Source organism: Novosphingobium chloroacetimidivorans, from assembly GCF_014204535.1.
GTDB lineage: Bacteria > Pseudomonadota > Alphaproteobacteria > Sphingomonadales > Sphingomonadaceae > Novosphingobium > Novosphingobium chloroacetimidivorans.
Window position 1 is genome coordinate 76,890 of the sequence record NZ_JACHLR010000013.1, and the last position, 18,136, is coordinate 95,025.

At 66.1% G+C, this 18,136-nt stretch carries 15 protein-coding genes and 1 other RNA gene; 11 read left to right on the forward strand and 5 right to left on the reverse strand.

The features are described 5' to 3' along the window. Positions 1–48 precede the first annotated feature (48 nt). A complete protein-coding gene (locus HNO88_RS14835; RefSeq protein ID WP_246381826.1) occupies positions 49–375 on the reverse strand; it encodes a chorismate mutase in 327 nt (108 codons plus the stop codon). Positions 376–465: 90 nt separating this feature from the next. On the opposite strand from HNO88_RS14835, the gene HNO88_RS14840 reads away from it, so the two are divergent. Then, complete coding sequence (locus HNO88_RS14840; protein ID WP_184247072.1) at positions 466–1,482, forward strand: polyprenyl synthetase family protein; 1,017 nt, start codon at positions 466–468, stop codon at positions 1,480–1,482. Between the two features lie 301 nt (positions 1,483–1,783). Here the strand turns inward: HNO88_RS14840 and HNO88_RS14845 are convergent, their stop codons facing one another. Continuing rightward, entirely contained in the window at positions 1,784–1,993 is a 210-nt protein-coding gene (locus tag HNO88_RS14845) for a hypothetical protein (protein WP_184247074.1), read from the reverse strand. A gap of 154 nt (positions 1,994–2,147) precedes the next feature. Here HNO88_RS14845 and hrpB point away from each other — a divergent pair, with 154 nt between their 5' ends. From hrpB to HNO88_RS14895, 10 genes are all read left to right on the forward strand, one after another. Further along, complete coding sequence (hrpB, locus tag HNO88_RS14850; protein WP_184247077.1) at positions 2,148–4,616, forward strand: ATP-dependent helicase HrpB; 2,469 nt, start codon at positions 2,148–2,150, stop codon at positions 4,614–4,616. 33 nt (positions 4,617–4,649) lie between these two features. Then, a complete protein-coding gene (locus tag HNO88_RS14855; protein WP_184247080.1) occupies positions 4,650–4,928 on the forward strand; it encodes an ETC complex I subunit in 279 nt (92 codons plus the stop codon). A 53-nt stretch (positions 4,929–4,981) separates the two neighbouring features. Continuing rightward, positions 4,982–5,236, forward strand: coding sequence for a type II toxin-antitoxin system Phd/YefM family antitoxin (locus HNO88_RS14860; RefSeq protein ID WP_184247083.1), 255 nt, complete (start codon positions 4,982–4,984; stop codon positions 5,234–5,236). Then, positions 5,233–5,502 carry a Txe/YoeB family addiction module toxin gene (locus tag HNO88_RS14865; RefSeq protein WP_184247086.1) on the forward strand — a complete coding sequence of 90 codons (270 nt, stop codon included), beginning with the start codon at positions 5,233–5,235 and terminating at the stop codon, positions 5,500–5,502. The genes HNO88_RS14860 and HNO88_RS14865 overlap by 4 nt, the downstream gene beginning before the upstream one ends. Before the next feature lie 49 nt (positions 5,503–5,551). Next, positions 5,552–5,646, forward strand: an RNA gene (ffs, locus tag HNO88_RS14870) — signal recognition particle sRNA small type. Between the two features lie 36 nt (positions 5,647–5,682). Then, on the forward strand, positions 5,683–7,527 hold the full coding sequence (locus HNO88_RS14875) for a DNA polymerase III subunit gamma/tau (protein WP_184247089.1): 1,845 nt from the start codon (positions 5,683–5,685) through the stop codon (positions 7,525–7,527). 1 nt (position 7,528) lies between these two features. Next, entirely contained in the window at positions 7,529–7,864 is a 336-nt protein-coding gene (locus HNO88_RS14880) for a YbaB/EbfC family nucleoid-associated protein (protein WP_184247092.1), read from the forward strand. A gap of 174 nt (positions 7,865–8,038) precedes the next feature. Further along, positions 8,039–8,431: an MAPEG family protein gene (locus HNO88_RS14885; protein WP_221420035.1), complete on the forward strand. Its 393-nt coding sequence runs from the start codon at positions 8,039–8,041 to the stop codon at positions 8,429–8,431. A 136-nt stretch (positions 8,432–8,567) separates the two neighbouring features. After that, a complete protein-coding gene (gene lon / locus HNO88_RS14890; protein WP_246381837.1) occupies positions 8,568–10,970 on the forward strand; it encodes an endopeptidase La in 2,403 nt (800 codons plus the stop codon). A 226-nt stretch (positions 10,971–11,196) separates the two neighbouring features. Beyond that, positions 11,197–12,222, forward strand: coding sequence for an aspartate-semialdehyde dehydrogenase (locus HNO88_RS14895; RefSeq protein ID WP_184247098.1), 1,026 nt, complete (start codon positions 11,197–11,199; stop codon positions 12,220–12,222). Between the two features lie 222 nt (positions 12,223–12,444). Here HNO88_RS14895 and lpdA read toward each other — a convergent pair whose 3' ends face one another. From lpdA to HNO88_RS14910, 3 genes are all read right to left on the reverse strand, one after another. Further along, positions 12,445–13,842 carry a dihydrolipoyl dehydrogenase gene (lpdA, locus tag HNO88_RS14900; RefSeq protein ID WP_184247101.1) on the reverse strand — a complete coding sequence of 466 codons (1,398 nt, stop codon included), beginning with the start codon at positions 13,840–13,842 and terminating at the stop codon, positions 12,445–12,447. Positions 13,843–13,982: 140 nt separating this feature from the next. After that, a complete protein-coding gene (gene odhB, locus HNO88_RS14905; RefSeq protein ID WP_184247104.1) occupies positions 13,983–15,230 on the reverse strand; it encodes a 2-oxoglutarate dehydrogenase complex dihydrolipoyllysine-residue succinyltransferase in 1,248 nt (415 codons plus the stop codon). A gap of 8 nt (positions 15,231–15,238) precedes the next feature. Continuing rightward, entirely contained in the window at positions 15,239–18,079 is a 2,841-nt protein-coding gene (locus HNO88_RS14910; protein ID WP_184247107.1) for a 2-oxoglutarate dehydrogenase E1 component, read from the reverse strand. Between the last annotated feature and the right edge of the window lie 57 nt (positions 18,080–18,136).

An 18,136-nucleotide genomic window follows, 5' to 3' on the forward strand; every position in this document is an offset into this window, starting at 1 on the left:
AAGCCGAGCAGTCCCGCAGTCGGCTGAAACCCAAAACGGTTTACAAAATCACGCCTCAGCCTTGGCCTGCTCATGATGGCGGATCACCTCGTCGATGATGAACCGCAGGAACTTCTCGCCGAAGTCCGGATCGAGTTGTGCTTCCTCCGCCAGCTTGCGCAGCCGCGCGATCTGGCGCTCCTCACGGCTCGGATCGGAGGCGGGCAGCTGCGTCCTGGCCTTGTACGCCCCGACTGCCTGGGTGATGCGAAAGCGCTCCGCCAGCATGTGGATCAGCGCCGCGTCGATGTTGTCGATGCTGGCGCGATAGCCGGCGAGCACCGGATCGGGGCCGGTCTGCAGGGCGGGTTCGGGGCTGGACACGGGCTCGCTCATGGCGCGAGCCGCTAGCATGGTCGCACGTGCAATTCCACTGGCGGCTTTCGCGCTTGCCATGCAGCCCCGCAGCCTCCATGTCGCACCGCAATGAGCGCTGAAGTCGTACCGCTGCGCACGCGCGGAGCCGAACCCTCGCTGTCGCCCATGCTCGCGCTGACCGCGCAAGGCATGAACAGCGTCAATGCCGTGATCCTCGACCGGATGCAGAGCGAGGTGCCGTTGATTCCGGCACTTGCTGGGCACCTGATCTCGGGCGGCGGCAAGCGGCTGCGTCCGATGCTGACCGTCGCCGGCGCGGAGCTGTGCGGCTATCAGGGCACGCGCCACCACAAGCTCGCCGCAGCGGTGGAGTTCATCCACACCGCGACGCTGTTGCACGACGACGTGGTCGACGGTTCCGATCTGCGACGCGGCAAGGCCGCCGCCAACATCGTCTTCGGTAACCCGGCGACGGTGCTGGTAGGGGATTTCCTGTTCACCCGCTCGTTCGAGCTGATGGTAGAGGATGGCAGCCTCAAGGTCCTCAAGATCCTGTCCAAGGCGGCATCCGTGATCGCCGAGGGCGAGGTCGACCAGCTCGTCGCCCAGCGCCATGTCGAAACCAGTGAAGAGCGCTACCTTTCGATCATCGGATCGAAAACGGCGGCATTGTTCGCCGCTGCGACCCGCATCGCCGCCGTGGTCGCGGAGAAGAGCGAGGCCGAGGAGAAGGCGCTCGACGCCTACGGCCGGAACCTGGGCATCGCGTTCCAGCTGGTCGACGACGCGATCGACTACGACTCGCATGCGGAGGAAAGCGGCAAGAGCAAGGGCGACGATTTCCGCGAGGGCAAGATGACCCTGCCGGTGATCCTCGCCTATGCGCGCGGCGATGCCGAGGAACGCAAGTTCTGGCAGGACGCGATCGCCGGTTTCCGTACCGAGGACGAGGATCTCGCCCACGCCGTCATGCTGATCAACCGCCACGACTGCGTCGAGGCCACCCGCGAACGCGCCCGCCACTTCGCCCAGCGCGCCATCGACGCGATCGCCGGCTTCCCGGCGGGGGCGGCCCGCGATGCGATGGCCCAGGCGGCGCTGTTCGCTGTAGCGCGGCGGTATTGACGCGATTGGTGTGGAGTGGCCGCCAGCTCGGTATCACGAGGATGTGGCCACGCCTCGTCACCCTGAATGTGTTTCAGGGTCCATCAAGCGCCGATACTTGTCCGCGAGAGGTGCTGCTGGGCCGGCAATTCAGTCCGACAAGGCTCTGAGCGTGTTGCGCCATGGACCCTGAAGCAAATTCAGGATTTATGTCGAAATCAGGAATGCTTGGGGTTTGCAGGCCGTATGTAGCTTGCGCCCACACAAAAAAGGGAGCGGCCGTGACCGCTCCCCCTTCGAACTCAAGCCTGAACCGTCGGGCTCAGTTCTCTTCCTCTTCTTCGTCCTCGTCGACTTCCAGCGCCTCTTCCTCGTCGCTGTCCAGCGCCTCGTCGATGGCCTCGGAGATGAGATCGAGTGCATCGTAGTCGGCGGTGTACTCGGTCGTATCCCCGTTCGCATCCTCGATGGTGATCCGGTAATCCTCGCCCTTTCGGACGATGTTGAATGTCGCAAGTTCCTTGATCGCCATGCCTGCTCTCCGTGATGGGCCGTCCGGGAGCGTGAACCGTGGCGGGCGCGATTGGTTGCAGGCGAGTGCGACCAAATCGATGAAAGATCGCGGGCGGTCACGATCGCTCGCGTGGACCTTGGCCGGGCCAGTGTCCTTGTACTAGAGCCGCGGCGTGAGCGAACTTCCGATCCACGCAGTCCTGCCCGATTGCCTCGCCGCGCTTGCCCAGCCGGGCGCAGCCGTGCTCGTGGCGCCGCCGGGAGCCGGCAAGACCACCGCCGTGGCGCCAGCACTGCTCGGGCAGCCCTGGTGCACCGGACAGATCATCCTGCTCTCGCCCCGGCGCGTCGCCGCGCGTGCCGCCGCAGAGCGCATGGCCGAGGCGCTCGGCGAGAAGGCTGGCGAGACCATCGGCTATCTGACCCGTCTCGACAGCCGCCGATCGGCTCGCACGCGGGTGCTGGTGATGACCGAGGCGATCTTCGTCGCGACGATCCTCGATGATCCCGAACTCGCCGGCACATCGGCCGTGCTGTTCGACGAAGCGCACGAGCGCCACCTCGACTCCGACCTGGGCCTGGCCCTTGCCATCGAGTGCCGCGAAGTGCTGCGGCCTGACTTGCGACTCTGCGTGATGTCGGCGACGATCGACGGCGTGCGCTTCGCCGGCCTGCTCGGCGGCGCACCGGTGATCGAGAGCGAGGGTCGGGCTTACCCGCTGGCCATCCGCTGGCTGGGCAGCGCGCCCGAGAAGCGCCTCGACGATGCGGTCTCGTCCGCGGTGCTGACCGCCTGGCGCGAGGAGCAGGGCGATATCCTGGTCTTCCTGCCCGGCGTCGGTGAGATCGGCCGGGTTCAAACGCAATTGGCCGAAAAACTGCCCGCCGCATTGGTCCTGCCGCTCCATGGCCAATGCGAGCCTGCCGCGCAGCGCGCCGCGATCCGCCGCGATTCCGATGGCCGCCGCCGGGTGGTGTTGGCGACGGCCATCGCCGAAACCTCGCTGACCCTGGACGGCGTCAGTGTGGTGGTGGACGCCGGGCTCTCGCGCCGTGCGGAGTTCGACCGAGCCGCCGGCGTCACCCGCCTCGTCACCCACCGGGCCAGCCGCGCCGCAGCCGCCCAGCGAGCGGGACGTGCGGCGCGCCAGGGGCCGGGCGTGGCGTATCGCCTGTGGGAGGAAGCAGCGCATCCGGGACGGCCCGAGTTCGACCCGCCCGAGATCCAGACGTCGGATCTCGCCCCGCTGACGCTGTCGCTGGCATCATGGGGGAGCGACGATCCCGCTGCGCTCGCATGGCTGGACGCGCCGCCGCCGCCATCGGTCGCGGCCGCTCGCGCGAAGCTGCAGGCCCTGGGCGCCCTTGAACCACGTCCTGGTGGCGAGGGCTGGCAGATCACGGCGTTCGGGCGAGCCATCGCCAGCCTGCCGATGGAGCCTTCGCAAGCCGCGATGGTGCTGCGCGGTGCGGCGCTGGGGGAAGCGGAAACGGCCGCGCGCCTCGCATTGCTGATGCAGGAGAAGGCGCTTGGCGGGCGCAGCGAGGATCTTTCGCAACGCCTCTCGCGCTGGAACGGCGAGCGCCACTCCCGCGCGGACGCTTCGCGCAAGCTGGCGGGGGGCTGGGCCAGACGCGCGCAGGCCCTCGCAGGCGCTCCTGCGGGCCCAGCGGTCCAAGTTCCACCCGCGGTGCTGCTGGCGCTCGGCTATCCCGAGATGCTCGCACGCCGGCGCGACGCGCGGGGCGAAACCTGGCTTTCGGCCGGAGGGCGCGGCTACATCCTCGATCCGGCCTCACCGCTGGCTTCCAGCGAGTGGCTGGTGATCGGCGATGCCCAGGGCCAAGCCAAGGGGGCTCGCATCCTCGCCGGCCTGACGCTGTCGTCAACGGAGATCGAGGCGTGGCTGCATGAGCGGATCGAGCGGCGCTCTGTGCTCCGCTGGAACGACGAGGAGGGCCGCGTCGAGGCGCGCCTGGAACGGCGGATCGGTGCGATCACGCTTGCGAGTGGTCCCGATCCCTCGCCGGATCCGTCCGCGATCCGCGCCTTCCTGCTCGATCGAGTGCGCGCAACGGGCCTGTCGCTGGTGCCGTTCGGTGCGGGTGCGCATGCCTTGCTGAAGCGTGCGCGCTACGCACGCGTAGAGGCGCTTGCCGAAGAGGCGCTGCTGGCGGACCTGGAAGCCTGGCTTGCGCCGTTGCTGACGCGCCGGCTCGATGCCTTGGACGCCTGCGCGCTGCACCAGGCCTTGCGCGATCGCCTTGCCTGGGACGATCAGCAGCGGCTGGATCGCCTGGCCCCGCCCGAATTCATCAGTCCGGCCGGGACGCGTCACGCCATCGACTACGAGGATGAAGGCGGCCCGTCGGTCGAGGTGCGGGTGCAGGCACTATTTGGGCTCGACCGGCATCCCGATTTCGGCGATCCGCCGCAGCCGCTGCTGCTCAAGCTGACATCGCCCGCCGGTCGCCCCTTGCAGGCGACGCGCGACTTGCCCGGCTTCTGGCGCGGATCGTGGCGGGACGTGCAGCGCGACATGAAGGGGCGTTACCCGCGGCATCGCTGGCCCGACGAACCCTGGCGCGAGAACCCCAGCCTCAAGACGCGCAATGCCTTCGAAGCTTCCAAGCGCTCTTGATTTGATGGGGCGTTCCGGGGCAAGACAGGTGGCATGAGTGCAAGCATCTACCAGCGCCCGAAGAACGCCATGCAGTCCGGCAAGGCCCTGCTCGACCAGTGGGTCCTTGAGTTCGCGCCTGCCGAGGCGAAGAAGCCCGACCCGCTGATGGGTTGGGCCGGCTCGGGCGATACGCAGCAGCAGGTCACGCTCAAGTTCCCGACCAGGGAGGAGGCGCTTGCCTACGCCGATCGCTACGGGATCGACGTGGTGGTGCACCCGACGCCACCGCGCCGCCTGAAGCTGCAGGCTTACGCGGATAACTTCCGCTAAGGTTGACATTGTACTGATTTGCGTACACTTAGGTGGTGACTGGAGTTACCATCATGCAAGTGCTGCCCATTTCCGAAGCGCGTGCCAACCTCAAGGCGGTGGTCGATCATGTGATCGAGGATAGCGAGCCGGTGATCCTCAGCCGCCAGGGCGGCAAGGCAGTGGTTCTGGTGTCGCTGGATGATTGGAACTCCATCGAAGAGACGCTGCACCTGATGAGCACGCCGGCGAATGCAACCCGGCTGCGGAAGGCTATTCGGGATCTCGAAGCAGGTGGTGGTGAAGAGCACGATCTGCTTCAACCGTGAAGATCGTCTTCCACGATACGGCTTGGGACGACTATCGGCATTGGCTGGATCATGATGCCGATGCTCTTCGCAAACTGAATACCTTGATCGAGCAGTGCCGCCGCGATCCGTTTCGGGGAACCGGGAAGCCCGAGCCGCTCAAGGGTGAATGGAAAGGTTGGTGGTCGCGTCGCATCAGCCAGGCCGATCGTCTGGTTTATCGCGTAGCGGGAACAGGCGTCGATCAGCGGCTCGAAATCGCGCAATGCCGCTTTCATTACGACTAATCCCGAAAAGCCTGCTTGCATTAGAAATTTCGCCCCGCCATATGCGCCGCCGGGAGTCGGGTGGACGTTTGCGTTCGCCAACCTGGTCAGGTCCGGAAGGAAGCAGCCACAACGGATTGCGACGGGTCGCCCGGCTCCTTTTTCCCTGACAAGCTGGACCGCAGGCCCTACCTTCCGGCGATGGACGAATCCCGCGACATGTTCGGCGACACGCCTCCCTGGAACACGGGACCGGACGAAGACGCAGGTCCCAGCGCAGCCGAGCTCGAAGCGGCAGGCCAGTCTTCCATGTTCGGCGAACCGACAGCTGCTGCGCCTGCCCCGCGCGTTGCGGAAAGCGCCGCTCCCGCCGATCTGACGCCGCCGCCTCCTGCTTCACCGGCTCCCGCCGCTCCGCCACCTGCCACCGCCGCGCAGCCCTACCGGGTCCTCGCGCGCAAGTATCGACCGCAGACCTTCGCCGAACTGATCGGGCAGGAGGCGATGGTCCGCACTCTCGCCAACGCGATCAAACGCGACCGGCTCGCCCATGCGTTCCTGATGACCGGCGTGCGGGGAGTGGGCAAGACTTCGACCGCGCGGCTGATCGCCAAGGCGCTCAACTGCATCGGTCCGGACGGGAAGGGCGGTCCAACGATCGATCCTTGCGGCCAGTGCGAGCTGTGCACCGCCATCGCCGAGGGTCGCCACATCGACGTGATCGAGATGGACGCCGCCAGCCATACGGGCGTCGATGACGTGCGCGAGATCATCGAGGCGGTGCGCTACGCCGCGGTCTCGGCGCGGTACAAGATCTACATCATCGACGAAGTCCACATGCTCTCGCGCAATGCGTTTAACGCCTTGCTCAAGACGCTCGAGGAGCCGCCGGCGCATGTGAAGTTCCTCTTCGCGACCACCGAGGTCGACAAGCTGCCGGTGACCGTCCTGTCGCGCTGCCAGCGCTTTGACTTGCGCCGCATCCCCTCGCCGCTGCTCGCCGAGCACTTCGCGCATGTATGCCGCAGCGAAGGCGTGCAGGCCGAGGACGAGGCGCTGGCGATGGTCGCGGCCGCTGCCGAAGGCTCGGTGCGCGACGGTCTGTCGATCCTCGACCAGGCGATCGCCCACGCCGACCTCGATGGCGAGGGGCTGGTTCAGGCAGCCCGCGTGCGCGACATGCTGGGCTTGGCCGACAAGAGCGCGCAACGCGGGCTCCTCGACGCCATCCTGCAGGGTGATGGACCGGGATTGCTGGAGCGCGTGGCGCAGCAGTTTGCGCTTGGCGTCGAACCGATCGCGCTGGTGCGCGGCGTCATGAACCTGGTGCACCGCGTCACCGTCGCGCAAGTGAGTGGCAATGCCGCCGATGCGCCTTCTTCCGAAGAGCGCGAGGCGATCGAGGCGTGGGCCAAAGCACTCGGCGCAGGCCAGTTGCACCGGCTCTGGCAGCTGCTGCTCAAGGGCCACGAGGAAGTGAAGTCCGCGCCCGACCCGCTGATCGCCGCGCAGATGGCGCTGCTGCGCGTCATGCACGCGGCCGATCTGCCCGATCCCGGCATGCTCGCGCGCAAGCTGGAGGAGATCGCCAGCCGTCCTGAACCGTCCACCCCGAGCGGCGAGGCCGGGTCGGCGCCTGCCGCACCGCAGCCGGCGATGCGGTGGGAGCCGCTCGTCGAGCTGGTCGAACGCGAGGTCGGCCTCAGCATGGCGACGATGATGCGCTTGCAAGTGCGCGTCGTGGAACTTGGCCCTGGCGTGCTGCGCTTCGCCCAGCCTCCGGGTTTCAAGGAAGACATCGCCGGCTTGCTCAAGAGCGCGCTGGTGAAGGCGACCGGGGACCCTTGGCGGGTCGAGCGCTGTGCCGAGGATGGTGCGCCGACGCTGGAGGAGCAGAAGGACGCGCTCAAGGCGGCCACCGATGATGCCCGCCGCCGTGCGCCGATCGTCGCGGCGGCGCTGGCAGCCTTTCCCGAAGCCGAACTGATCGATCAGGATGACCGCCAGGCCGCAAGCGGCGGCGGTTTCCGCAATTGGAGACACTGAGATGAAGTCGATGGAAGAGATGATCAAGGCAGCCCAGGCCGCCGCCGAGACCATCCAGAAGCAGATGACCGAAACGCAGGGCAAGCTCGACTCCTTGGAGGTCGAAGGGCTTTCGGGTGGCGGCCTCGTCAAGATCCGCTGCTCCGCCAAGGGCCGCGTGATCGGCGTCGCCATCGACGACAGCCTGATGCAGCCGAGCGAGAAGTCGATCCTGGAAGACCTCATCGCCGCCGCCTACAACGACGCGCGCGTCAAGGCGGACAGCGTCGCCGGCGAGGAGATGGCCAAGGCACAGCAGGGAATGGGCTTGCCCCCGGGCTTCCAGCTGCCGTTCTGAGTACCGCATATCCATGCGCCAACCAGGCTTGCCTGATGCGACTGGTCAGCAGTTCAGGCGGGAACAGCGCAAGGTCGCCATCGCTATGGGAGCTGCGCTGTGCATCTCCCTGGCCGCGCTGACGCTCGCATGGTTCTTCGGTAGGCAAGGCAGGTGCAGCCGTTACCCGCTCGAATGCAGGCGACACTCCAGGCCGACGTGTTGGTTGTCGCCTGGCTCGCAGCAACGATCGCCAACGTTGCGCGCCTGCGCTTCTTCTCTGAGCAGGATATCGCCGGAGCCGGCTTGGTGGGCGGCTCGGATCGGGTGAGGGAAGCCGGTGCGGTCGCACAAAACACCCTCGAGCAGGTGGTTCTCGCTATCGCCACGCACGCGATCGTGACGGCCATCATCGCCCGGTCGCGGGAGATGGTCCTGACCATGGCGGCATTGTTCGTTGTGGGGCGCGTCTTGTTCTGGAGCGGGTACAAGCGAGGCGCAAGCGGTCGCGCGTTTGGCTTCGCGCTCACTTTCTACCCGAGCGTGTTGGGTCTGCTTGCCAGCGTCGCCGCTTTACTGCTCGGATAAGCAGACGCGCACCGCGCAGTCCCCATCCACAACATGACGCACTGCGGCATTGCGTCGGTCGCACGTGCCTCCCATATCTGACAGCAATGCCGGAAGCTGCCGGCAAGGTCCCGTCAAGGTGCCTTCAGATATGGACATGCCCGTGAACTTACTTCCCCTTCTTCCGCTCCGCGATATCGTCGTGTTCCCCGGCATGGTCGTCCCGCTGTTTGTCGGCCGTGAGAAATCGGTCGCGGCGCTCGAGGCGGCCATGGCAGGCGGCAAGGACATCTTCCTGCTCGCGCAGCTCGACCCCGGCACCGACGATCCGGATCGCGACGACCTCTACGACACCGGCGTGATCGCCAGCGTGCTCCAGCTGCTCAAGCTTCCCGACGGCACCGTGCGCGTGCTGGTGGAGGGGCAGGAGCGTGCCCGTATCGAGAGCCTGCGGACCGAGACCACGGCCGAGGGCGAGATGCTGGTCGCCCAGGTCGACAAGGTCGAGCCGGTTGGCGCCTCAGGCACCGAAGTGGCCGCGATGATGCGCCAGGTGGTCGAGCAGTTCGGCGAATACGCCAAGCTCAACAAGAAGCTGTCGACCGACGCGGGCGAGAGCCTGGGCGACATCGACGATCCGGCCAAGCTGTCGGACACGGTCGCCGCGCAGCTCTCCGCCAAGGTGGGCGACAAGCAGGCCGTGCTGGCCGAGCCCGATCCGCTCAAGCGCCTCGAGATGGTCTATGCCTTCATGGAGGGCGAGCTCGGCGTGCTGCAGGTAGAGCGCAAGATCCGGGGCCGCGTAAAGCGCCAGATGGAGAAGACCCAGCGCGAGTACTACCTCAACGAACAGCTCAAGGCGATCCAGTCCGAGCTGGGCGGCGGCGACGGCGAAGACGGCAACGAGATCGCCGAACTCGCCGAGAAGATCGAGAAGACCAAGCTCTCGCGCGAGGCCAAGGAGAAGGCGACCACCGAGCTCAAGAAGCTCAAGGGCATGCAGCCCATGAGCGCCGAGGCGACGGTGATCCGCAACTACCTCGACGTGCTGCTGGGCTTGCCCTGGGGCAAGAAGAGCAAGCTGAAGCGGGACATATCCGAGGCGCAGGCGGTGCTCGATGAGGACCACTACGCGCTCGACAAGGTCAAGGACCGCATCATCGAGTATCTGGCCGTCCAGGCGCGCACCAACCGGCTCAAGGGTCCGATCCTTTGCCTCGTCGGTCCTCCGGGCGTCGGCAAAACCTCGCTCGGCAAGTCGATCGCCAAGGCCACGGGTCGCGAGTTCATCCGCCAGTCGCTGGGCGGCGTGCGCGACGAGGCCGAGATCCGGGGTCATCGCCGCACCTACATCGGCTCGCTGCCGGGCAAGATCATCACCAACCTGAAAAAGGCTGGCCGGTCGAACCCGCTGTTCCTGCTCGACGAGATCGACAAGCTCGGCCAGGATTTCCGCGGCGATCCGGCCTCGGCGCTCCTCGAAGTGCTCGACCCGGAGCAGAACGCCAAGTTCCAGGACCACTACCTGGAGCTGGATTACGACCTGTCTGACGTGATGTTCGTGTGCACCGCGAACTCGCTGAACCTGCCGCAGGCGCTGCTCGACCGCATGGAGATCATCCGTCTGGAGGGCTACACCGAGGACGAGAAGGTCGAGATCGCCGAGCGGCACCTCGTCGCCAAGCAGATCGAGGCGCATGGCCTGAAGGCGGGAGAGTTCGTGCTCCAGCAGGACGCTCTGCGCGACCTGATCCGGTACTACACTCGCGAGGCCGGGGTCCGCACGCTGGAGCGTGAGATCGCCCGTCTGGCCCGCAAGTCGCTGCGCCAGATCCTGGAAGGCAAGGCCGGCACGGTCACGATCACGCCGGAAAATCTCCACGAGTTTTCGGGCGTGCGCAAGTTCCGCCACGGCGTTGGCGAGGAAGAGAACCAGGTCGGCGCGGTCACCGGGCTTGCCTGGACCGAAGTCGGCGGCGAGCTGCTGACGATCGAGGCGGTGACCGTTCCCGGCAAGGGCCAGATCAAGGCCACAGGCAAGCTGGGCGAGGTGATGAGCGAGTCGATCCAGGCCGCTTTCAGCTTCGTGAAGGCGCGCTCACCGGCCTATGGCGTGAAGCCGTCGCTGATCAACAAGCGCGACATTCACATCCACTTGCCCGAGGGCGCTGTCCCCAAGGACGGGCCAAGCGCGGGCATTGGCATGGTGACGTCGATCACTTCGACGCTCACCGGCATTCCGGTGCGCAAGGATGTCGCCATGACCGGCGAAGTCACCTTGCGTGGCCGCGTGCTGCCGATCGGCGGCTTGAAGGAGAAGCTGCTGGCCGCGCTGCGCGGTGGCATCACCACGGTGCTGATCCCGGAAGAGAACCGCAAGGACCTCGCCGAGATCCCCGCCAACGTGAAGGAGGGGCTGGAGATCATCCCCGTCAGCCACGTGGACGAAGTGCTCGCCCATGCCTTGACCGAGAAGATCGAGGCGATCGAGTGGACAGAGGCGGACGAGCTGGCAGCAGCTCCTCCGCACACGCCCGCACCGAGCGCGACCGCGCATTGAGGAAACAAAGTAGATTACAACTTCGTCATTGCCGCGCACGCGGGAATCCATCTCCAGGTGCTCCCTATTACGCTGGCTCAGGAGATGGATCCCCGCTTCCGCGGGGATGACGAGTGTAATTGGACGCACGGGTGAGGCGGCCACTCCGCTTGCCATCCCGGCCCTCCGCCGCTAACGCGCCCGCGCACGCGGCGTGATCGCGTGACATGTTATAAAGGACCAAGAGATGGGTTACCGGGTAGCCGTCGTCGGTGCGACGGGCAACGTCGGCCGCGAAATGCTCAACATCCTCGCCGAGCGCGAGTTCCCCTGCGACGAGATCGCAGCGGTGGCCTCGTCGCGCTCGACCGGAACGGAGATCGAGTACGGCGACACCGGTAAAATGCTCAAGGTCAAGAACATCGAGCATTTCGACTTCACCGGCTGGGACATCGCACTCTTCGCCGCCGGATCGGAGCCGACGAAGATCTACGCGCCAAAGGCGGCCGCGGCCGGGTGCGTGGTGATCGACAACTCGTCGCTCTACCGAATGGACCCGGACGTGCCGCTGATCGTGCCGGAAGTGAACCCCGACGCGATCGACGGCTACACCGCGCGCAACATCATCGCCAACCCGAACTGCTCGACCGCGCAGATGGTCGTGGCCTTGAAGCCGCTGCACGATGCCGCAACGATCAAGCGCGTCGTTGTCTCGACTTACCAGTCGACCTCCGGCGCCGGCAAGGCGGGCATGGACGAGCTGTTCACGCAGAGCCGCGGCATCTTCGTGGGCGATGCGGTCGAGCCGCAGAAGTTCACCAAGCAGATCGCCTTCAACGTGATCCCGCACATCGACAGCTTCTTGGACGACGGGTTCACCAAGGAAGAGTGGAAGATGGTGGTCGAGACCAAGAAGATCCTCGATCCCAAGATCAAGGTCGTCGCCACCTGTGTGCGCGTGCCGGTGTTTGTCGGCCACTCGGAAGCGATCAACATCGAGTTCGAGAACGAGCTGTCGGCGGAAGCAGCGCAGGACATCCTGCGCGAGGCGCCCGGCATCATGCTCGTCGACAAGCGCGAGGACGGTGGATACGTGACCCCGGTCGAGTGCGTCGGCGATGGCGCCACTTACGTCAGCCGGGTACGCGACGATCCGACGGTCGACAACGGTCTGGTGCTGTGGTGCGTTTCCGACAACCTGCGCAAGGGCGCGGCGCTCAACGCCGTGCAGATCGCTGAACTGCTGGGGCGGCGTCACCTGAAGAAGGGGTGAGTCACCCGTCGACCCGGGCTTGACCCGGGTCCGGTTCCGGCAAGCAAGCGAGTTCGTTTCGTGCACAAGGTTTCGGGGGTATCGTCGAGACGGCGCGAAATGGCGAAACCGGACCCGGGTCGAGCCCGGGTCGACGCTCACCGGCATTTACTTGCAGACAAAAAGGCCCGCGATCCTGCCGAGGATCGCGGGCCTTCTCGTATGCGACTGCTACGCCGCCGATTACACGTGGATCGGCTTGCCCGTCACTGCCATCGCCGCCTCCTTGATCGCTTCCGAGTGCGTCGGATGCGCGTGGCAGGTGTAGGCGATGTCCTCGCTGGTGGCGCCGAATTCCATGGCTTGCGCGGCCTGGGCGATCATGGTGCCGGCGACGGTGGCGATGCACCAGACGCCGAGCACGCGGTCGGTTTCGGCGTCGGCGATGATCTTCACGAAGCCGTCTGGTTCATGATTGGTCTTGGCGCGCGAATTGGCGAGCATCGGAAACTTGCCGACCTTGATCGCGCCGCGTTCTTTCGCCTGTTCTTCGGTCAGGCCCACACCCGCGAACTCGGGCGCGGTATAGACGACGCCGGGGATTACGTCGTGGTTCACGATGCCGGTCAGGCCGGCGATGTTCTCGGCCACGGCGATGCCCTCGTCCTCGGCCTTGTGCGCCAGCATCGGGCCGGGGATCACGTCGCCGATCGCCCAGACGCCATCGACCTTGGTTGCGAAGTCGTGGTCGGTCTCGATCTGGCCGCGCTGGTTCAGTTCCAGCCCGATCTTGTCGAGGCCAAGACCTTCGGTGTTCGCGCGGCGGCCGATGGATACGAGCACGACATCGGCTTCCAACGTCTCGGCAGCGCCGCCGGCAGCGGGCTCCACCGTCACAGTGGCCTTGTCGCCAGCTACCGCTGCTCCAGTGACCTTGGTCGAGAGCTTGAGCACCATGCCCTGCTTCTTGAAGATCTTGCCGGATTCCTTGCGGACTTCGCCATCCATGCCGGGGAGCAGCTGATCGAGGAACTCGACCACGGTGACATCCGCACCAAGCCGCCGCCAGACCGAGCCCAGCTCCAGGCCGATCACGCCGCCGCCGATGACGACCATCTTCTTGGGGACGGCCTTCAGCTCCAGCGCGCCGGTGCTGTCGACGACCACGCCCTTGTCGTTGTCGATCTCGATGCCGGGGAGGGGGGTGACGGTCGAACCGGTGGCGATGACGACGTTCTTGGCGGTGACGCTCTTGTCACCGACCTTCACGGTGTGCGCGTCCTGGAAGCTGGCATAGCCCTTGATCCAGTCGATCTTGTTCTTCTTGAACAGGAACTCGATGCCGCCGGTCAGGCCCTTCACCGCATCGCGGCGCTGCGCGTGCATGGTGTCGAGATCGAGCTCGGGCGTGACCTTGATGCCCATCTTCGCCATCGCGCCGTTCGCCGCGGCGTCGAAGTACTCCGACGCGTGCAGCATGGCCTTCGAAGGGATGCAGCCGACGTTGAGGCAGGTGCCGCCCAGCGTCTCGCGCCCCTCCGCGCACGCGGTCTTCAGCCCCAGCTGCGCCGCGCGGATCGCCGCGACATAGCCGCCGGGGCCCGCTCCGATGACGAGGACGTCGTAGTCGTATTCAGCCATTCTTCTCGTCCTTCCAAGATCCTCCCCTGGAAAGGGGAGGTGGCAGCGGCCTGGCCGCTGACGGAGGGGTGTAGCCGCTGGCGTGGACACCCCTCCACCGCCTTCGACGGTCCCCCTCCCCCTAAGGGGGAGGAGCTAAGTCACAGATCGATCAGCAACCGCGTGGGATCCTCGATCGCTTCCTTGATGGTCTTGAGCGCGGTCACCGCCTCACGGCCGTCGATCAGGCGGTGGTCGTAGCTGAGCGCGATGTACATCATCGGGCGGATGACGATCTCACCGTTGCGCACGACCGGACGGTCCTCGATGCGGTGGAGGCCCAGCACTGCCGACTGCGGCGGGTTGATGATCGGGGTCGACATCAGGCCGCCGAACACGCCGCCGTTGGAGATGGTGAAGGTGCCGCCCTTCATGTCTTCCATGGTCAGCGTGCCGTCCTTGGCACGCTTGCCGTAGTCGGCGATCGCCTGCTCGATGCCCGCGAACGACAGCTTGTCCACGTCGCGCACCACCGGCACGACCAAGCCGTTCGGCGCCGAGACGGCGATCGAGATATCGATGTAGTCGAAGTAGACGATCTCATCGCCCTCGATCTGCGCGTTGACGCTTGGGATCGACTTGAGCGCCAGCACCGAGGCCTTCGAGAAGAACGACATAAAGCCCAGCTTGATGCCGTGCTTCTTCTGGAACACGTCCTTGTACTTGTCGCGCGCTTCGATGACGGCGGACATGTCGACGTCATTGAAGGTGGTCAGCAGCGCGGCGGTTTCCTGCGCGCTCTTGAGGCGCTTGGCGACCGTCTGGCGCAGGCGAGTCATGCGCACGCGCTCCTCGCGGCGTTCACCACCCGAGGAGGCCGGAGCCGCGGCGGGGGCGCTGGCAGTCGGAGCAGCCTGAGCGGTCTTGGCCTGCGCGGCGGCGAGCACGTCGTCCTTGGTGATGCGACCGTCCTTGCCGGTGCCCTTGACCTTGCTCGGGTCGATGCCGTGTTCCAGCACCGCGCGGCGCACCGCCGGCGAGAGTACGGACGATCCGCCGCTCGCGTCGTCGGCCGCAGGAGCCGGCGAGGGCGTCGGTGCGGCCGCCGGAGCCGGGCTCGGCGCAGGGGAGGATGCTGGAGCCACCGCCTTGGGCGTGGCAGCGGCGCCGCTGCCATCCTCGATCGTCGCGATCAGCGCGCCGACCACGACCGTCTCGCCCTCCTTGGCGATGTGCTGGCCCATGACGCCCGCCTGGGGCGCCATGACGTCGATCGCGACCTTATCGGTCTCAAGGCTGGCGATGGGCTCATCGGCGGACACCGCTTCGCCGGGCTGCTTGAGCCATTGGCCGATGGTGGCTTCCGAGACGGACTCGCCGAGGGTGGGGACTTTGACTTCGCTGGACATCGTGGATCTCAAGCCTTCTGCTTGCGACGGATTTCGGAACGGACCGAGAGGCCCAGGGCATCGGCGACGAGGGCGGCCTGCTCGGAGGCATGACGCTTGGCGAGGCCGGTGGCCGGCGAGGCAGCAGAGGCGCGACCGGCATAGCGCGGACGCCCGACCTTGAGGCCGGTCTGGTCGATAACCTCTTCGATCTGCGAGCCGACGAAGAACCAGGCGCCGTTGTTGCGCGGCTCTTCCTGGCACCAGACGACCTCTTCGAGGTTCGGCATGCGCGACAGCCGCGCCGCCAGCGGCTCGCCCGGGAAGGGGTAGAGCTGCTCGACCCGGATGATCTGCACATCGTCGATCTCAGCCGCATCACGCGCTTCCATCAGGTCGTAGGCCACCTTGCCCGAGCACAGCACGACCTTCTTGGTCGCTGCATCCGCCGGAGCCTTGGGATCGGACAGCATGCGGCGGAAGTGGCCCTCGCCCACGAACTCGGCAGCGCGCGACTTCGCCATCGGATGGCGCAGCAGCGACTTGGGAGTCATGATGATCAGCGGCTTGCGGAACGGGCGGTGCATCTGCCGGCGCAGCACGTGGAAGTAGTTGGCCGGCGTGGTGATGTTGCAGACCTGGATGTTGTCCTGCGCGCACAGCTGCAGGTAACGCTCCAGGCGCGCGGACGAGTGCTCCGGCCCCTGGCCTTCGTAGCCGTGAGGCAGCAGCATGACCAGGCCGTTCGCGCGCAGCCACTTGGCTTCGGCGGCGGCGACGTACTGGTCGATGATGATCTGCGCGCCGTTGGCGAAGTCACCGAACTGCGCTTCCCAGAGAACCAGCGTCTTGGGATCGGCGCTGGCGTAGCCGTACTCGAACCCGAGCACGCCATATTCGCTGAGCGTCGAATCCAGCACCTCGAACCGGCCGTGGGGCAGAGTGGTGAGCGGCACGTACTTGTGCTCGTCGGTCTGGTCGACCCACACCGCATGGCGCTGGCTGAAAGTGCCACGGCCCGAATCCTGGCCCGAAAGGCGCACCGAGTAGCCTTCGGAGACGAGGCTGCCGAATGCCAATGCCTCGGCCGTGGCCCAGTCGAAGCCGTCGGCCGACTTGAACATCTCCCGCTTGGCATCGAGCACGCGGCCCAGCGTCTTGTGGATGGTCAGGTCTTCGGGGACAGTCGTCAGCGTGCGGCCCAGGCTGTCGAACAGCTTGGCATCGATGCCGGTCTCGACGTTGCGGCGCGAAGTTTCCGGGTCGGCGGGCTTGTTGAAGCCGCTCCATTGCCCGGCGAACCAGTCGGCTTCGTTGGCCTTGTAGCTCTTGGCGGCTTCGAACTGCTCTTCCAGGTGGCCGGTGAAGGTCGCCTCGGTCTCGGAGACGAAGGCGTCGTCGATCACACCGTCACGCTTCAGGCGCTCGGCGTAGATCGCGCTCACCGGCGGATGCTGCCGGATCTTGGCGTACATCAGCGGCTGGGTGAAGCTGGGCTCGTCGCCTTCGTTGTGGCCGAAGCGGCGATAGCACCACATGTCGATTACGACATCGCGGCCGAACTGCTGGCGGAAATCGATCGCCAGCTTGCACACGAAAGTCACGGCGGCCGGATCGTCGCCGTTGACGTGCAGGATCGGCACCTGGATGCCCTTGGCGACATCCGAAGGATAGGGCGACTTGCGCGCGAACTGCGGGCTGGTCGTGAACCCGATCTGGTTGTTGATGATGAAGTGGATGCAACCGCCGGTGTTGTACCCCTTGACGCCCGAGAGGCCGAAGCACTCCCACACGATGCCCTGGCCGGCGAAGGCCGCATCGCCGTGGATCAGTACCGGGAGCACTTGCTTGTGCTTGGCGCCAGGGCCGATATCGTCACCGATGTCGTCCTGGATCACCTGGTAGGCGCGCACCTTGCCCAGCACGATCGGGTCGACCGTTTCGAGGTGCGAGGGGTTGGGCATCAGGCTCATGTGGACCTTCACGCCGTCGAAGTCGCGGTCGGTCGAGGTGCCGAGGTGATACTTGACGTCGCCCGATCCACCCACGTCTTCGGGGTTGGCGCTGCCGCCCGAGAATTCGTGGAAGATGACCTTGTAAGGCTTGGCCATCACGTTCGCGAGCACGTTCAGGCGGCCACGGTGGGCCATGCCGTACACGATCTCGCGCACGCCCAGCTGGCCGCCGTACTTGATCACGGCTTCGAGCGCCGGGATCATGGACTCGCCGCCATCAAGGCCGAAGCGCTTGGTGCCGACGTACTTCTTGCCGAGGAACTTCTCGTACTGCTCGCCGCGAATCACCGCCTGCAGGATCGCCTTCTGACCCTCGGGCGTGAACTCGATCTGCTTGTTCGGACCCTCCATGCGATCCTGGAGGAAGCGGCGCTCCTCCGTGTCGCTGAGGTGCATGTATTCCAGGCCGACTTTGCCGCAGTAGTTCGCACGAACGATGTCGACGATCTCGCGGACGGTGGCCCACTCCAGGTCGAGGAAGCCGCCGAGATAGATCTTGCGGTTAAGCGCATCGCCGGTGAAGCCGTGGTATTCCGGCGTCAGGTCGGCCGGCAGCTCGCGGGTGGAGACGCCGAGCGGATCGAGATCGGCCGCGAGATGACCGCGCACCCGATAGGTGCGGATCAGGTTCATCGCGCGCAGCGAGTCCGAAGCCGCCTGCTCGATCCGGGCTTCGTCGACCGGAGCGCCGGTGGCCTTGGCCGCCTTCTCGATCTTCGCCTTGAGCGTGGTCGGGTCCAGAGCCTGGGTCAGATCGTCTTCGTAGTCGCCCCCGACAGGCGGCCAGTTGCTGCGCTGCCAGCTGGGACCCGGTTGCGGGTCGTCGGGGAAGAAGTCGAACGTTTCGTTGCCCATGGCATAGACCTTATCCGCGCCGAGACACTGCCTCGGCGCTTGCATCAATCAATCGTG

What these genes read in the sequence shown, in the direction of transcription:
- HNO88_RS14835 (WP_246381826.1), bottom strand. Translation starts at nt 375, where the DNA reads ATGAGCGAGCCCGTGTCCAGCCCCGAACCCGCCCTGCAGACCGGCCCC.
- HNO88_RS14840 (WP_184247072.1), top strand. Translation starts at nt 466, where the DNA reads ATGAGCGCTGAAGTCGTACCGCTGCGCACGCGCGGAGCCGAACCCTCG.
- HNO88_RS14845 (WP_184247074.1), bottom strand. Translation starts at nt 1,993, where the DNA reads ATGGCGATCAAGGAACTTGCGACATTCAACATCGTCCGAAAGGGCGAG.
- HNO88_RS14855 (WP_184247080.1), top strand. Translation starts at nt 4,650, where the DNA reads ATGAGTGCAAGCATCTACCAGCGCCCGAAGAACGCCATGCAGTCCGGC.
- HNO88_RS14860 (WP_184247083.1), top strand. Translation starts at nt 4,982, where the DNA reads ATGCAAGTGCTGCCCATTTCCGAAGCGCGTGCCAACCTCAAGGCGGTG.
- HNO88_RS14875 (WP_184247089.1), top strand. Translation starts at nt 5,683, where the DNA reads ATGGACGAATCCCGCGACATGTTCGGCGACACGCCTCCCTGGAACACG.
- HNO88_RS14880 (WP_184247092.1), top strand. Translation starts at nt 7,529, where the DNA reads ATGAAGTCGATGGAAGAGATGATCAAGGCAGCCCAGGCCGCCGCCGAG.
- HNO88_RS14885 (WP_221420035.1), top strand. Translation starts at nt 8,039, where the DNA reads ATGCAGGCGACACTCCAGGCCGACGTGTTGGTTGTCGCCTGGCTCGCA.
- lon (WP_246381837.1), top strand. Translation starts at nt 8,568, where the DNA reads ATGCCCGTGAACTTACTTCCCCTTCTTCCGCTCCGCGATATCGTCGTG.
- HNO88_RS14895 (WP_184247098.1), top strand. Translation starts at nt 11,197, where the DNA reads ATGGGTTACCGGGTAGCCGTCGTCGGTGCGACGGGCAACGTCGGCCGC.
- lpdA (WP_184247101.1), bottom strand. Translation starts at nt 13,842, where the DNA reads ATGGCTGAATACGACTACGACGTCCTCGTCATCGGAGCGGGCCCCGGC.
- odhB (WP_184247104.1), bottom strand. Translation starts at nt 15,230, where the DNA reads ATGTCCAGCGAAGTCAAAGTCCCCACCCTCGGCGAGTCCGTCTCGGAA.
- HNO88_RS14910 (WP_184247107.1), bottom strand. Translation starts at nt 18,079, where the DNA reads ATGGGCAACGAAACGTTCGACTTCTTCCCCGACGACCCGCAACCGGGT.